The 14,619-nt window shown below is 59.7% G+C and carries 19 protein-coding genes and 2 pseudogenes; 16 read left to right on the top strand and 5 right to left on the bottom strand.

Annotation, left to right across the window (positions count from 1 at the left end; genetic code table 11):
* Window positions 1-102 (top strand): annotated as a pseudogene (locus AX760_RS26885) (IS5/IS1182 family transposase); the annotation flags it as partial.
* A gap of 19 nt (window positions 103-121) precedes the next feature.
* Here AX760_RS26885 and AX760_RS22345 read toward each other — a convergent pair.
* Window positions 122-763, bottom strand: a complete 642-nt coding sequence (locus AX760_RS22345) for an HD domain-containing protein (protein WP_071835220.1) — start codon at window positions 761-763, stop codon at window positions 122-124.
* Window positions 764-1,530: 767 nt separating this feature from the next.
* A complete protein-coding gene (locus AX760_RS22340) occupies window positions 1,531-2,406 on the bottom strand; it encodes a LysR family transcriptional regulator (protein WP_071835219.1) in 876 nt (291 codons plus the stop codon).
* Here AX760_RS22340 and AX760_RS26880 point away from each other — a divergent pair.
* A complete protein-coding gene (locus AX760_RS26880) occupies window positions 2,405-2,737 on the top strand; it encodes a hypothetical protein (protein ID WP_139276126.1) in 333 nt (110 codons plus the stop codon). The genes AX760_RS22340 and AX760_RS26880 overlap by 2 nt on opposite strands.
* A gap of 13 nt (window positions 2,738-2,750) precedes the next feature.
* Here the strand turns inward: AX760_RS26880 and AX760_RS22330 are convergent, their stop codons facing one another.
* Window positions 2,751-2,969 carry a helix-turn-helix domain-containing protein gene (locus AX760_RS22330; protein ID WP_087149334.1) on the bottom strand — a complete coding sequence of 73 codons (219 nt, stop codon included), beginning with the start codon at window positions 2,967-2,969 and terminating at the stop codon, window positions 2,751-2,753.
* A 267-nt stretch (window positions 2,970-3,236) separates the two neighbouring features.
* On the opposite strand from AX760_RS22330, the gene AX760_RS27355 reads away from it, so the two are divergent.
* The 7 genes and pseudogenes from AX760_RS27355 to AX760_RS22300 all read left to right on the top strand — a co-directional run bounded on the left by AX760_RS27355 (window position 3,237) and on the right by AX760_RS22300 (window position 7,593).
* Window positions 3,237-3,821 carry a 5-formyltetrahydrofolate cyclo-ligase gene (locus AX760_RS27355; RefSeq protein WP_175552119.1) on the top strand — a complete coding sequence of 195 codons (585 nt, stop codon included), beginning with the start codon at window positions 3,237-3,239 and terminating at the stop codon, window positions 3,819-3,821.
* A 3-nt stretch (window positions 3,822-3,824) separates the two neighbouring features.
* Window positions 3,825-4,649, top strand: a complete 825-nt coding sequence (locus AX760_RS27350; protein ID WP_175552118.1) for a TIGR00282 family metallophosphoesterase — start codon at window positions 3,825-3,827, stop codon at window positions 4,647-4,649.
* Between the two features lie 99 nt (window positions 4,650-4,748).
* Window positions 4,749-4,847: pseudogene (locus tag AX760_RS22320) on the top strand (BrnA antitoxin family protein); the annotation flags it as partial.
* A 102-nt stretch (window positions 4,848-4,949) separates the two neighbouring features.
* Window positions 4,950-5,786 carry an MBL fold metallo-hydrolase gene (locus tag AX760_RS22315; protein ID WP_071835217.1) on the top strand — a complete coding sequence of 279 codons (837 nt, stop codon included), beginning with the start codon at window positions 4,950-4,952 and terminating at the stop codon, window positions 5,784-5,786.
* 18 nt (window positions 5,787-5,804) lie between these two features.
* Window positions 5,805-6,317 (top strand): DUF6636 domain-containing protein, encoded by a 513-nt coding sequence (locus tag AX760_RS22310; protein ID WP_087149333.1) that lies wholly within the window; start codon window positions 5,805-5,807, stop codon window positions 6,315-6,317.
* Between the two features lie 85 nt (window positions 6,318-6,402).
* Entirely contained in the window at window positions 6,403-7,149 is a 747-nt protein-coding gene (locus AX760_RS22305) for a YebC/PmpR family DNA-binding transcriptional regulator (protein WP_071835216.1), read from the top strand.
* A 93-nt stretch (window positions 7,150-7,242) separates the two neighbouring features.
* On the top strand, window positions 7,243-7,593 hold the full coding sequence (locus AX760_RS22300; RefSeq protein ID WP_071835215.1) for a cupin domain-containing protein: 351 nt from the start codon (window positions 7,243-7,245) through the stop codon (window positions 7,591-7,593).
* Between the two features lie 68 nt (window positions 7,594-7,661).
* Here the strand turns inward: AX760_RS22300 and AX760_RS22295 are convergent, their stop codons facing one another.
* Window positions 7,662-8,663 carry an LLM class flavin-dependent oxidoreductase gene (locus tag AX760_RS22295; protein WP_071835214.1) on the bottom strand — a complete coding sequence of 334 codons (1,002 nt, stop codon included), beginning with the start codon at window positions 8,661-8,663 and terminating at the stop codon, window positions 7,662-7,664.
* Window positions 8,664-8,836: 173 nt separating this feature from the next.
* On the opposite strand from AX760_RS22295, the gene ruvC reads away from it, so the two are divergent.
* Genes ruvC through AX760_RS22260 form a run of 7 tightly spaced genes read left to right on the top strand, consistent with a single transcriptional unit; the run spans window position 8,837 to window position 13,195 of the window.
* Window positions 8,837-9,349 (top strand): crossover junction endodeoxyribonuclease RuvC, encoded by a 513-nt coding sequence (gene ruvC, locus AX760_RS22290; protein WP_071835213.1) that lies wholly within the window; start codon window positions 8,837-8,839, stop codon window positions 9,347-9,349.
* A gap of 59 nt (window positions 9,350-9,408) precedes the next feature.
* Window positions 9,409-9,660: an AbrB/MazE/SpoVT family DNA-binding domain-containing protein gene (locus AX760_RS22285; protein WP_071835221.1), complete on the top strand. Its 252-nt coding sequence runs from the start codon at window positions 9,409-9,411 to the stop codon at window positions 9,658-9,660.
* 15 nt (window positions 9,661-9,675) lie between these two features.
* Window positions 9,676-10,101: a type II toxin-antitoxin system VapC family toxin gene (locus AX760_RS22280; protein ID WP_071835212.1), complete on the top strand. Its 426-nt coding sequence runs from the start codon at window positions 9,676-9,678 to the stop codon at window positions 10,099-10,101.
* Window positions 10,102-10,104: 3 nt separating this feature from the next.
* A complete protein-coding gene (gene ruvA, locus AX760_RS22275) occupies window positions 10,105-10,722 on the top strand; it encodes a Holliday junction branch migration protein RuvA (RefSeq protein WP_071835211.1) in 618 nt (205 codons plus the stop codon).
* 39 nt (window positions 10,723-10,761) lie between these two features.
* Complete coding sequence (gene ruvB / locus AX760_RS22270; protein WP_071835210.1) at window positions 10,762-11,802, top strand: Holliday junction branch migration DNA helicase RuvB; 1,041 nt, start codon at window positions 10,762-10,764, stop codon at window positions 11,800-11,802.
* Complete coding sequence (locus AX760_RS22265; protein ID WP_071835209.1) at window positions 11,803-12,675, top strand: metallophosphoesterase; 873 nt, start codon at window positions 11,803-11,805, stop codon at window positions 12,673-12,675.
* Window positions 12,676-12,679: 4 nt separating this feature from the next.
* Window positions 12,680-13,195 carry an NUDIX hydrolase gene (locus tag AX760_RS22260; RefSeq protein ID WP_071835208.1) on the top strand — a complete coding sequence of 172 codons (516 nt, stop codon included), beginning with the start codon at window positions 12,680-12,682 and terminating at the stop codon, window positions 13,193-13,195.
* Window positions 13,196-13,253: 58 nt separating this feature from the next.
* Here AX760_RS22260 and AX760_RS22255 read toward each other — a convergent pair whose 3' ends face one another.
* Window positions 13,254-14,465 (bottom strand): hypothetical protein, encoded by a 1,212-nt coding sequence (locus AX760_RS22255; RefSeq protein WP_071835207.1) that lies wholly within the window; start codon window positions 14,463-14,465, stop codon window positions 13,254-13,256.
* Window positions 14,466-14,619 lie beyond the last annotated feature (154 nt).

Here is a 14,619-nt window from a genome sequence, read left to right as displayed (position 1 = left end):
CGTAGACTGGCCAAGGACCTCGAAAACCTGTCAAGAAATGCGCTTGCCTTCCTCAAATTAGCCTCCATCCGCCTCATGCTGCGAAGGCTATGTTCAAAATGAGAAAGTGTTCGGACGGACTCTAAGGCTGCGAGGTCTTGTAAATAGTAGTATTCTCGATTCCGTTAAGGGTATGGCTTTCACACAGAAGAGCTAAATCGCGACGGATGGTGGGATCCAGCGGTCTCACCAGTTCCTCCAGGATATCCCGCATTGGCGATAATGTATCCTCAAACGCGGACCCGCCTTCCAGCCATGCTCTGACCCGTTTCCCATGGCTAAAGCGAACATATTCTTCGTAGCGTAGCCGCTCGGCGACATCCGCAGGTAGTGAAGCTAACTTTGCTAGGAATTGTGCATGCTTCTCAGCGGCAAGAATGGGATTGTCCAAAAAAGTTTTGAAGTCCGGATCCTTATAACGCCCTTCAAACTCGGCACGAGTAATTATCAGTCCCATATCGTGAAAATAGATGGCGAGAACTAACATGAACCAGTCAGCCGAAGTCATTTCAGACTGCGTTTCGGGTGGAATTAACCACTCCACGGTTTGCAGCATATCCCTTACGTGGATAAAGCTGTGATCCGTATACTCTTGAAAGAAGCCGCTCGTTTTCCACTCGGTGAGTACTGTCTCGACATGAGACCGAACTTTATGAAAATTAACTGGGAAAGCAGGCAATTTGGTAGCTTCTTCAGCTTTTTTTTCGGCAAAACTCAATTGCATGGCAAAACGACTTCCTTCGATCAATAGATGCTTAATTAACACCATTAGTTGCACTTGGGTAGATCCCACGGAGGCCTAAAATCGATCCACGGGTAGTTCGGGCAATCCCGTGGGACGGACACCTACGCTTCGTTGGTACCACGGGGTGAATCAGCGATTCGAACCTTGTTGGCGCACTTGTCCAAACGAGAGCGTCCGTCTTTCTCACGACGGATGTTTTTGGTCTCATCGGCACCCGCTTTTGGTATAGGTCGGGGGAAGGTAAAGCTGCTCCATCCTGCTGATAGGGCGACAGGAACGACTAAGTTGGTTTCCGGCTACGTCACCCGAACGTTCCCACCCGCGACAACGGCTTGAACTGCCGTTTATTGGCGTCGGGTTTGTTCTTTTGGTCGTGGCGCTTGCCGGGGGATGATAGAACGAGCTTCAAACGGATAGGCAACAATTTCTGTTCCACGGGCGATAATTTTCGGGATCAGGCGGTTGAAAAATTTAACACCGCTTGCAACACTGCACCATCTCTAGATGAGTCGTGAGTCAGCTAAATCAGCGAGATATTAGGCGATCAACTTTTAAAGAAATGTAGTGTATTTTCTTTGAATTCAATTAGATAGAACTTCGTTCCTATCCAATATAAGGCCCGTGGGCTTGGACATATGGCGCCCACCTACGTTTGTAGGCACCCAGGATCGTAAAAATCCATCGGTTGTGTGGATCGCACTTTTTCCCTTTTTTACGATGTGTGCCTTGCGGCCGGGCCTCCGCTTTCAAGCTGGCGGGTCTTTCCTCCGGAAGGCGTCGCGTATGGCATCCGACATGGAGCCGACGATCCGGTCGGGATGGCGTGAGCGCTGACGCAGGACGACGTTCGAATAGTCGATGATGTCGAAGCCGTCGTCCGATGTGAGTTCGCGGCATCCCGGCGGGATGCTGCTTCGCGACAAGGCCGCCACAGCAAGTCCGGATGTGACGGCTGCCGCGAGCCCGCTGCTGTTGGTGCTGATGTAGGAAACACGGCTTGGAATGGCGCTCTTTCGCAAATTCTCCTCCGCCAGAGAATCGCACCAGCCGCCCTTGATATCCGTATAGCGCGCAATCGGCAGGGGGCGGCGCTCGTGCATGCCATGCTGCTCCGAGGTGACCCAGACCGTCGGGTCGATCATCAGGACTTCGCTTCTCGAGCGGCCACCCGGTTCGAAGACGACGGCGATATCGATTTCGCCCGCTTCCAGCGCCATGACGTTGGCAATCGAAACGCCCTGATGGACGGTCACCTCGACGCCCGGATGCACGGCGGCGAAGGTGCCGAGCGCTTTCGGCAGGGCAGAGTTCACATATTCCTCGGAAATGCCGATCCGCACGACACCATCCAGGACCGGCGCACGCATGGCGGCGGCCGTGTCATCCAGGAGCGTAACGATCCTGCGGGCATTGTCGAGCAGCCGCTTGCCTGTATCCGTGAATGTGACGCCGCGGGAGCCGCGCTCGAACAACGCTTCGCCAAGCACGTCTTCAAGCTTTTTCATCTGCATGCTGACGGCTGACTGGGTGCGGCCGACGGCTTCCCCGGCTTTCGTGAAATTTCCGCTTTCCGCCACCGCAACGAAGGTTCGGAGGAGGTCGCTATCGAGGGGATTTCGCATGGGACTCGCCATGAATTTTTCTGATGTGAGACATGATTTCAATTCGTTTGTGTCATGTCAAGCAATGACGAATAGTCGGCGCATTCCTCAAGGAGTGCGAGAGATGACCGACGATCCTGCAGAGCGAAGGCGTTTACCGAGCCGTGTGGTGCTGGAGGCTTTCGCAGCCTGGAGACGGGCGCGGCGTTTGCGATGCCTTTTCGCGGAAATAGGCCGTCGCGGCGACGACCACCTGCTGGATGACATCGGTGCAGGGCAGGCCGCGTTTGGCGAAAGTCAGGAACGGCTGCGCGACGTGAAACGTGCCCGACATTTCTTCTGGATGCTTTAAACGCAAGCCAAGCTCACGAAATCAGGTCCATCCGTGCCGCCCGGAAGATCGCCTCGGCGACATTGTCTGCCTGTAGCTTTTCCATCGCCTGTTCAAACGCTGCATCAATGCGATCGTGGGGAATATCAGTTTCGCGGGTGATGTCTTCGCGGGTCCGCCCCCGGGCCGCCAGCGACAGGCAGCGCAGTTCAAGGGGGTCGAGTTCGTGAAGCATCTGGTCCTTCATGGACATGACGGGCTCCGTATTCTGTCTGCAGCGCTTGCCGACAGGGAACGGTCAGCGCATTCTTTCAATCATTGAAATCCCTCGCGTCTTTGGCACGCAGCAAGCGTCGTGAGAAAGCGAAACCCGCCTGCATGATGAACAGTCCGCTAACGTTGTGCCTTTGCGACACGGGTGGGCGTTTTGTCGTAGAAAGGATCGAATGCGACGGTAGCGGCTTTCAAGCGGCCTGTTGAAGGCTCTACGATAAATGCGGATGCAGAATAAGGAAATGCCATGACGAGCCCGAAGGAAGCCAAATCAGAGATCCGCAGTGAGCGGCTGGCGCTGCGGGATGGGATGTTGCCGGAGGCTCGCATCGAGGCGAGCCTGATGATGCTGGATCATGCGGGTGACGCCATCCCGTTCGAACCCGGGCAGGTGATATCCGGATTCTGGCCAATCCGCTCGGAAGCCGACATCCGGCCGCTGATGGCGAGGCTGAAAGGCCGGGGCGCGCGGTTGTGTCTGCCGGTGGTGCTGGATCGGGAGACGATCGTCTTTCGCGAACTCGTCACAGGCGCCCCCGTGGTCAAGACCGGTTTCGGAACCACGGGGCCTGGGCCCGAAGCCACCGTGCTCGATCCTGATATCCTGCTGGTGCCTCTTTCTGCGTTCGACGCTCGCGGCAACCGGATCGGCTATGGCGCCGGGCATTATGACCGCGCGATCGCCCGGTTGCGCCAGAAAGGGCTTGTGCCACGGCTGATCGGGATTGCATTCGACTGCCAGGAAGTGGCATCAGTGCCGGCGGAGCCGCATGACGTGGCGCTTGAGGCAATCCTGACGGAAAGCGGCCTCAAGGTTTTTGGAGCAGGATAGACTATGCGGCTTTTGTTTCTCGGCGATATGGTGGGCAAGACCGGCCGGACGGCGGTCTGGAATCGGTTGCCGGGCCTGGTCAGCGACCTGAAGCTGGATTTCGTCATCGTCAACGGTGAAAATGCCGCCGGTGGCTTCGGCATCACCGAGGACATCTTTCTCGAGACCATCAATGCCGGTGCCGATGTCGTGACCACCGGAAACCATGTCTGGGACCAGAAGGAAGCCGTTTCCTTCTGCGAGCGGCACGACCAGTTCCTGCGCCCGGCCAACTATCCGGCGGGAACGCCCGGCCGCGGATCCAACCTCTATTTTGCCCGCAATGGCGCGCGCGTGCTGGTCGCCAATGTCATGGGCCGCGTCTTCATGCATCCGGAACTGGACGATCCCTTCAAGGCCGCCGAGGCGATCCTCGCCGCCTGCCCGCTGAAGGAACAGGCCGATGCGATCGTCTTCGACTTCCATGCGGAGGCGACCAGCGAAAAACAGTGCTTTGGCCATTTCGTCGACGGCCGTGCCAGCTTTGTCGTCGGCACGCACACCCATGTTCCGACAGCCGATGCGCAGATCCTGAATGGCGGAACGGCCTATATGTCGGATGCCGGCATGTGCGGCGACTATGATTCGTCGCTCGGCATGGAAAAGGAAGAGCCGCTCAACCGGTTCATCTCCAAGATGCCCAAGGGCCGCTTCGAGGCCGCCTCCGGACCGGCCACGATCTGCGGCGTCGGCGTCGAGATTTCCGACCGCACCGGCCTGGCCGAAAAAATCGCCCCGCTCAGGATGGGGCCGCGGCTGGCGGAAGCCATTCCGGAATTCTGGCGATAGGTCCGCTCCGGGTTCATTCCAACGGGATACTGTTCGATTAAATGTAATACATAAAACATGAAAATCGCCATGATGAGCACAAGCGGCGATCCAATATCGTCGCTGCGGCTGGATCCCGACGTCATCGCCAAATTCAAAGCGACGGGGAAAGGTTGGCAGGGCCGCATCAACGAAATCCTGAAAAAAGCCAAGCCATAGGGTTCCGCAATAACGCAATTGTGAGCGTGGCTGGCGTATTGAGGCTGGACGGGGAAGGCGGGTGGCCTATCCTTCGCACATGCAAAACCCCCTGTGAGGTGCATGATGCCGCGTTCTTTCGCCTACATGCTTGCAACCGTCCTGTCCGTTTACATGCCTGCGGCGACGCCCGGACGGGCGCAGGAGGCAAGGCCCCCCGTTAGCCAATGCCAGGCCATTGCGCAGGCGGTGCCTGATGTCACCTTCGCCAGCTTCAAACCGGATGTTGTGTTTCCCGTGCAGGCGGCGGCGGAAGAGGTGACGATCACCTATGCCGGACATTCGACATTCCTGATCGAGACGCCCGGCGGTATTTCCATCGCCACGGATTTTAACGGCTGGTATGGGGCTGCGACCCCGCCGACCGTCGTCACGATGAACAAGGCGCATTCCAGCCACTACACGCTCTCTCCCGATCCCGCGATCAAACATGTGCTGCAAGGCTGGAGCGATGATGCGAACCCAGCCGATCATGACCTCGTCGTTGGGGATGCCTATATCCGCAATGTGACGACGGATATTCGCTCCGGCTATGGCGCGATGGAGCCGAACGGCAACTCGATCTTCATCTTCGAGGTTGCCGGCCTGTGCATCGGCCATCTCGGACACCTGCACCACGAACTCACCGACAGCCACTATGCCGAGATTGGTCGCCTGGACGTCCTGATGGTGCCGGTGGATGGCGGATTGACGATGGGTGCTGAAAGCATGAGCCGGGTCGTGACACGGCTGCGCTCGGCGCTGATCCTGCCCATGCACCGCCGTGGCCCGCCGATCGAAAGTTTCCTGCAGATGTTCGACGGCAGTTTCGATCGCAGTTTTGCCAGCGGCACGAACGTTATCGTGTCGCTGCGGTCCTTGCCAAGGAAGCCGCTGATTTATATCCTGAAGGGCGTGTAACAAGCGGGCGTTTCTCGAATGAAGCTTTATCTGCTGTCTTCTCTCGCAGGCCTTGCCATGGCGACGGGTGCTTTTGCGGGCAGCAATGCACCGGCGCCACGCCTGCCCTCTGCAGATAGTGATGGGGCGACGCCCTCTATCGAGGCGGTGCAGCCGGAAGCCAAGACGAAAACCCGCGCGATCGACAATGGGCGGCAGGAGGGGTTCGTGTTGCCCTCCGGCAATATCGGCTGCATCTACACGCCGGAAGGCGGAACCTCCGTCTATCGTCCGCAAGATGGCGGGCCGGAACTCGCCTGTGACAGGGTTGAGCCGCGCTATGTGCGCGCGACGCTGTCCGCCGATGGCCCGGCGACCCTGGATAAGAATGTGGGGGATCCGAGCTGCTGTTCGGTCGCGCCTGTCCTCGACTATGGCGAGACATGGCGGCAGGGGCCGTTCAGTTGTACGTCCACCCGGACGGGTCTGACCTGCGACCGGGGCGACGGGCACACGTTCTTTCTCAGCCGGCGTCGGATCGAGGCCAACTGAAAAGCATGCCGCCCTGCTGGACGGATGGCGGCAATAAAACTATAAGGCGCCATCTCAAAAAGAAGACGAATTTTCGGAGGGCGCCATGGCCGGCCATTCACAGTTCAAAAACATCATGCACCGCAAGGGTCGCCAGGATTCCGTGCGCTCGAAAATGTTCTCCAAGCTGGCGCGCGAAATCACCGTCGCGGCAAAGGCTGGTCTGCCGGACCCGTCGATGAACGCAAGCCTGCGTCTGGCGATCCAGAATGCCAAGGCGCAGTCGATGCCGAAGGACAACATCGACCGGGCCATCAAGAAGGCGGCCGGCAGTGAAGGTGAGAATTACGAGCAGATCCGCTATGAGGGTTATGGCCCGGGCGGCACGGCAGTGATCGTCGAGGCGCTGACCGACAATCGCAACCGCACCGCCTCGAATGTCCGTTCGACCTTCACCAAGGCCGGCGGCGCTCTGGGCGAAACCGGCTCGGTTTCCTTTTCCTTCGATCATGTCGGGGAAATCACCTACAAGCTGGCTGTCGGCGACGCGGACAAGGTCATGGAAGCCGCGATCGAAGCCGGTGCCGATGACGTCACCACCGATGAGGACGGTCACACGATCCTCTGCGGCTTCGAGGCTCTGAACGAGGTCTCGAAGGCGCTGGAGACCGCGCTCGGCGAGGCCGAGACCGTCAAGATCGTCTGGAAGCCGCAGAACACGGTGCCCGTCGATGAAGAAAAGGCGGTTTCGGTCATGAAACTGATCGACGTCCTGGAAGACGACGACGACGTCCAGGCCGTCTATTCGAACTTCGAAGTCTCCGACGAAATCATGGCCAAGCTTTCGGCCTGATCCGTCCCTGGTTACGCCACGACCTGTCGGATTCGGCGGGTCGGGCGGCAGGGGCACGCGGTAGGCTGATGTTTTCACAAGGGGATAGCGACCATGCAGACCGTGACGAAACTTGCAAAACCGGCTCCGGCCGATGGCGATCCCGCAACGCTGGACGGCTGGGTTGTCGTGGCCGGTGCGCCGACAATGAAGACCTGGGCGCTGCACACATCCTCGGACGGTTCTATGGTTTCAGGTTATTGGGAAGCGACGCCCGGCACCTATCACGCGACCTATACGGCTTATGAGTTCGTGCACATGATCGCTGGCAGGATCATCATCACGCCGGATGGCGGAACGCCTGTGACAGTCGAAGCCGGCGACGCGTTTGTCGTCGAGGCCGATTTCAAGGGCACCTGGGAAATCCTCGAGACGGTGCGCAAGCATTTCGACTTCAAGGTCTGAGGCAAGGCACCGTCCTGTCCGCGTTTTTTAGCCCCGGAGCGATCCGGGGCTTTTTCATGCGGGCTTTGTCATGCCGCCTTGGCCAGAGACTGCTGTGCATTCGCAAACAGCCGGACCGATTTCAGACGCGCATCCATGTCGAAGATCGGCATGGAGACGATGAGTTCGTCAGCAGCGGTCTCATCGAGGAAACGCGCGATCTTGGTGCTGATCGTGTGCGGTCCGCCGACAACCGCGTAGGTCATCGCGTGGTCGACGAAAATCTGCTCCTGATCGCTCCAGAGCCCATCCATGCTGTCGACCGGCGGCGGAAACTGGCCGCGCGCATTGCGCCGGAGCGCCACGAAGGACTGCTGCATCGAGGTGAACAGGTGTTCCGCTTGCGCGTCGGTGTCGGCTGCGACCCCCATGATGCCGACCATGGCATAGGGCTTTTCCAGATATTGCGAGGGCGTGAAACGTTCGCGGTAGATTTCCAGCGCCGACAACAGCATGTCGGGTGCGAAATGCGACGCGAAGGCAAACGGCAGGCCGAGCATGCCGGCGAGATGGGCGCTGTAGTGGCTGGATCCGAGCAGCCAGATCGGCACGTTGCTGTCGGCACCCGGTACGGCGAGCAGAGCCTGGTCGGCACCTGCCGGTCCCAGCAGGGCTTGCAGTTCGACCACGTCGTTGGGGAAGTTGTTGGCACTGGTTTCCATGTTGCGGCGCAGGGCCGCAGCGGTGCGCATGTCTGTCCCCGGCGCGCGGCCAAGGCCAAGGTCGATGTGGTCCGGATAGAGGGCTGCCAGCGTGCCGAATTGCTCGGCAATCACCAGCGGCGAATGATTGGGCAGCATGATGCCGCCGGACCCGACCCGGATCGTCTTCGTGCCGGCGGCGACATGGGAAATCACGATTGCGGTCGCCGCGCTGGCAATGCCCTTCATGCCGTGATGTTCGGCCAGCCAGAACCGTGTATAGCCGGATGCTTCGGCTTCCTGCGCCAGGCGTCGCGAATTGGCCAGCGCCTGTCCTGCGGTGCTTCCTTGCGTGATCGGCGAGAGATCGAGAATCGAAAAGGGAACCATGGGAAAAGCCTTCAACTGCGGATGTATCTTGATCCTATGTAAGCGCTGATGGCGCCAATTAAAGGTGCGGGCCCTCAGCAAAATCGGTTGAGATTGGTGATGGACTGCTGGATGTTGTTGGTTTGTTCACATTTCGCTGGCAGCGTCCGGGCATGAGTATTAAGCTTTCGCCCATGCAGAACACGATTCGCATCATCGGTATCGATCCCGGTCTTCGCCGCACCGGATGGGGCGTGATCGACACACTCGGCAATTCGCTGCGCTTCGTCGCGTCGGGCACGGTGATCTCCGATGGCGACATGGATCTGGCCTCGCGACTGTGCCAGTTGCATGACGGCCTGGCCGAGATCATCCATCTGCACAAGCCGGACGAGGCGGCGGTCGAGCAGACCTTTGTCAACAAGGATGCGGTGGCCACCCTCAAACTCGGACAGGCGCGTGGCATTGCCATGCTGGTGCCGGCGCGCGCCGGCTTGCCGGTTGCCGAATACGCGCCGAACGCCGTCAAGAAATCGGTGATCGGCGTCGGTCATGGCGAGAAGCAACAGATCCACATGATGGTCAAGATCCTGATGCCAAAGGCGGAATTCAAAGGCAATGACGCCGCCGACGCGCTGGCGATCGCCATCTGCCACGCGCACAACCGCGGCGGCGCGCGCCTGCGCATGGCGGCGCTTGCTGGGTAGTTTGTTCTTGACCTGTTCTATAAGTAAGGATAATCCTTACTCAAGGAATGGAGTTGGTCATGCGCGTCACATCCAAGGGTCAAGTCACCATCCCCCGCGACCTGCGCGAACTGGTCGGCATAGAGCCGAACAGCGAAGTGATCTTCGGTGTCGAGGCCGGGGTCATAACCATCATGCCGAAAAATGGCGGTACGCAGGATGCGGACCGCCAGCGACTGCGGCATTTTGTTTCGACGCTGGACCGTCTCTCCGGGACCGGCGACCAGAATGTCGATGCCGAAGACCTGATGCGCATCACCCGTGACCGATAGCGAGGTGTGGTGCTCATGACCACGTTGATCGATACGAATGTGCTGGTTGATCTCGCTGTGCGTGACGAAGACTGGATGGAATGGTCGCGGACCCAGTTGTTGCTGGCAATGACGCGCGGAAATGTGGTCATCAACCAAATTATCTATTCGGAATTTTCCTATCGATATGACGATCTCGACGAAGTGGAAGCGCTTTTGCCACGCAGTGAATTCGTACGGGAAAGCCTGCCCTGGACGGCGGCCTTTGCTGCAGCCTATGCCTTTCGCCGCTATCGAGCGGCGGGCGGAAGGCGCGAGCGCATGTTGCCGGATTTCCTGATCGGTGCTCATGCGGCGATCCGCGGTTATCCGCTCGTCACGCGCGATCCTGCGGGTTACCGGAGTTATTTCCCGACCGTTGATCTCATCACCCCCGAAACCCATCCGCTGACAAGGACTTGACGCATGATCGGCAAACTCAAGGGCACGATCGATGAAATCGGCGACGATCATGTGGTGGTCGATGTCCATGGCGTCGGCTATGTCGCGCATTGCTCGGCCCGCACCCTGTCGCGGATCGGTTCTGCCGGCGAGGCCGTCGTGCTGTTCATCGAGACCTATGTGCGCGAGGACCAGTTGCGGCTGTTCGGTTTCCTCAGTGCGCTCGAGCGTGAATGGTTCCGGCTTCTGCAGAGCGTCCAGGGTGTCGGCTCGAAGGTGGCGCTGGCCGTGCTCTCGATATTGACCCCGGGCGAACTCGCCAATGCAATCGCCCTGCAGGACAAGACGGCGGTGTCGCGAGCACCCGGCGTCGGTCCGAAGGTGGCGATCCGGATCATGACGGAACTGAAAAACAAGGCACCTGCCTTTGCCGGCGAAGCGGCGGGCAATATCGGCTTCAAACAGGAACTCGGCGAAGGGCTCGCCTCCGGACCCGTCACCGATGCGGTCTCGGCGCTCACCAATCTCGGCTACTCCCGCGATCAGGCCGCCAATGCGGTGGCCGCTGCGCTGAAAAATGGCGGCGAGGGAGCCGATAGCGCCAAGCTGATCCGGCTGGGGTTGAAGGAACTGTCCAAGTAGTCCGTTGCCATTGCCATTGCAGCATGAGATTGAGTTTCGATGAGTGAAGAGCAAAGACTGATCACGCCTGAGAAAAAGGGCGACGACCTCGATACGACGCTGCGGCCGCAGACGCTGGACGAGTTTACCGGCCAGGCCGAGGCGCGCGCCAACCTGAAGATCTTCATCGAGGCCGCGAAAAACCGCGGCGAGGCGCTCGACCATGTTCTCTTTGTCGGACCGCCCGGTCTCGGCAAGACGACGCTCGCGCAGATCATGGCCAAGGAACTCGGTGTCAATTTCCGCTCGACCTCCGGTCCTGTTATTGCCAAGGCCGGCGATCTGGCAGCGCTTCTGACCAATCTCGAGGATCGCGACGTTCTGTTCATCGACGAAATCCACCGGCTGAGCCCGGCCGTGGAGGAAATCCTCTATCCGGCCATGGAGGATTTCCAGCTCGATCTGATCATCGGCGAGGGACCTTCGGCGCGCTCGGTCAAGATCGATCTGTCGAAGTTCACGCTGGTCGCGGCCACCACGCGGCTTGGACTTCTGACCACGCCGCTGCGGGATCGCTTCGGGATCCCGGTGCGGCTGAATTTCTATACCGTCGAGGAACTGGAACTGATCGTGCGGCGCGGGGCGCGGCTTATGGGGCTCGGCATGACCGATGAGGGCGCCCGCGAGATTGCTCGCCGGGCGCGCGGCACGCCGCGCATCGCCGGTCGCCTGCTGCGGCGTGTGCGGGATTTCGCCGAAGTGGCAAAGGCCGAAGCCGTGACACGGCAGATCGCCGACGAGGCGCTGACCCGGTTGCTGGTCGACAATATGGGGCTCGATCAGCTCGACAAGCGCTATCTGACGATGATCGCGCTCAATTTCGGCGGCGGTCCTGTTGGCATCGAGACCATTGCCGCCGGGCTTTCGGAACCGCGCGATGCGATCGAGGACATCATCGAACCCTACATGATCCAGCAGGGCTTTATCCAGCGCACGCCGCGCGGGCGTATTTTAACCGCAAACGCATGGAAACACCTTGGATTAACGATACCCAAGGATCTGGAAGCCACCCAGTTCCGCCTGTTCCAGGAGGAAGACTGATTGGTTTCGCGTCGCGGTTTTTTTCGAACATTCGCCGGGCTGGTGCTGAGTGGTGCTGCAACCGGTGCCTATGCCGTGGGCATCGAGCCTGGCAGGCGGCCACGGGTGACACGTTACAGCCTTGTTCCGCCAAACTGGCCGTCCGGCCTCAAGCTGAGGCTGGTGGTTCTCGCTGATATTCATGCTTGCGCACCCTGGATGCCGCCGAGGCGGATCGGCGACATCTGCCAGCAGGCCAATGCCCTTGGCGGCGACATGGTGCTTCTGCTCGGCGATTTCCTGTCCGGCATGCGCGTCAGGTCAGGGCATGTCGAGCCTGAGGACTGGGCGCGTGAACTGTCCCGACTGTCGGCGCCGCTCGGTGTCCACGCGGTTCTCGGAAATCATGATTGGCTGGACGACCCCGGCGCGATGGCGGCCGGCAAGGGACCGACGCTTGTGCATGGGGCGCTGGAATCGATCGGGGTGCCGGTTTACGACAATCGTGCCGCGCGTTTCGAAAAAGATGGAAAGGCCTTCTGGCTTGCCGGCCTTGCCGACCAGATCGGTCCCTGGGAAGGGTTGGACGATCTACCGGGAACCCTGGCACAGATCGGCGATGAGGCGCCGGTTGTCCTGATGGCGCATGAGCCGGATATTTTCCCGCAGGTGCCGGATCGTGTGGCACTGACGCTTTCGGGGCATACGCATGGCGGCCAGATCCGTCTCTTCGGTTACTCGCCGGTCGTTCCGTCGCGCTATCGCAATCGCTATGCCTATGGACACATTGTCGAAAACGATCGCAACATCATCGTCTCCGGTGGTCTCGGCACATCGATCCTCCCCATCCGCTTCGGCTCTCCGCCGGAGATCGTCGTTGTAGACCTCGGCTAGTCCAATGGCGAAACGCAGGATGATCCGTGTGGATGCAGGCGAGCGGCGGTTTAATTTCCGCATCGCCGGGCTCGGTTTTCGAAATGGGCATGTCCTGGTCCACCGGGCGACGCATGAGCCGTTCTGGACGTTTCCCGGCGGCCGCGCCGAGATCGGCGAGACCTCTGCCGAAACGCTGCGGCGGGAAATGATCGAGGAGCTCGGCGTCGAAGTCACCGTTGGGCGCATGCTCTGGACGGTGGAGAATTTCTTTCGCTACGAGCAACGGGATTATCACGAGATCGGCTTCTATTACCGGATGGATATTCCGCAAGCATTCCCGTTCCATGAAACGGACATCGTGCACCGCCTGCGCGATGGAAAGAACGATCTGGAGTTCAAGTGGGCAAGGGCGACCGTCGCGTCGCTTCGAGCGCTGGACATTCCGCCCTATTTCATCGCCGAACAGATCGAGAGCCTTCCGGAAACCGCCCAGCATATCCTCTGGCACGATGGCAATCTGGACAGGCCTGGTTCGTGATGGTTCAGGGCTTATGCTCCCGACCGGCGGAACAGGCCGGGAGCCTTGCTGTCGTCGCTCAGGCCGCTGCGCCCGAGATCACATCGTTCAGGCCGGCCTTGAGTTTTACATCCGGCTCGTAGCAATCGGAAACGAACAGGGTTCCGTCGGCGCAATCGTACCAGTCTCCGTTCGAAGCCATTGTCTGTTTCATCTTGGACAGCGTCGTCTGCCAGGCATATTTCGGCGGCAGGCTGATGACGCGCTCGGCGATCCAGTCTTCCAGCCAGCGCTGGTTGGCGAGAGATGATGCGGCAAGAGCGACGGCCGGGTTCGCCTCAAAATAGGCCTCGATGGTCGCGTTGGTGGGGGCGATGACGAACTGTTCGAGATTGCTGTCGCCGAAGGCCTTGGCAAGGCCGGTCTGCAGCAGGGCGGCGAGGAACGTATCGGTCTGGCCCGTGGTTTTCGGTCCTTTGGCCAGGCTGTGCAGGGTTTCAAGAATGGTCGGCACCGTCTTTGTGCCCTCGACCGCCGGGGTAGCGCTGCCCACCGGCTGGTAGACGAGGTCAAGGATCGGGGTGAACGAGCGCTTGCGAATGCCGCGCGTCCAGTTGAACTCGAAATCGACTTCCAACTGTCCGCCGAGGGCCGGCACCTTGCCCTGCGGCACCTCGAAAATGACCGCCGGGTTCCAGATATAGCCGGCATAGGATGTCCGGCCCGGATTGGCCGGGCTAGCAGGGCTGATCCAGCCGACATGGGGCAGGCTGGTGTGCCATTCGACCGACCCGGTTGCCGGGCGGGCGGCGAACGAGACTTCGGAGGCGGTAAAGCTGATGCCGACGCTGGCATTGATTGAGCCGCCGATTTTGCCCCCCTTCTCCTCCACCTCTCCGCTGAGTTCGCCGCCCACGGAAAAGCTGATCGTGACATCCTCGATGGTGCTGTTCGGGCCAAAGCTGGTCACCCGTGTTTCCGGCGATCCGGAACTGATGCGCAGCTTCATGTAGTTCGCGTAGAAGCCGACCGAGACCCAGTTGCTGGCGGGGCTTGTGGGCGAGCCCTGGATGCCGTGATAGACATCGCCGGTGACGAGGTAATAGTCCTTGGTCAGGCTCTGGTCGCCCTGCTGCAGCTTGTAGACCGCGAGTATCGCATTGGCCGTCAGCGTCTGGGGTTCGGTCGCGACGGTTCCCCATCCGTAATTTTTGCCGCCATTGGCATTCCAGGTTGCATCGAGATTGCTCACCAGTTTCCAGGCGGCAGCATCCAGTGTGTCGATCGGCATGCTTCTATCTCCCGTGGTTTCGCTGCGTTTTGCGAAGGCAGCGCTTCAAACTCAGTGCCGGACCGGCCCGAGACATCGGAAGGTAGAGTAAAATAATAAATACAACTATAGGTATTTTTTAGGGGTAATTTCAGATTTTACTTATGTTCTCGAG

This window comes from Pararhizobium antarcticum (assembly GCF_001885585.1).
In the GTDB taxonomy this organism is placed as follows: domain Bacteria; phylum Pseudomonadota; class Alphaproteobacteria; order Rhizobiales; family Rhizobiaceae; genus Pararhizobium; species Pararhizobium antarcticum.
This window is presented reverse-complemented; position numbering and strand designations above follow the sequence as displayed.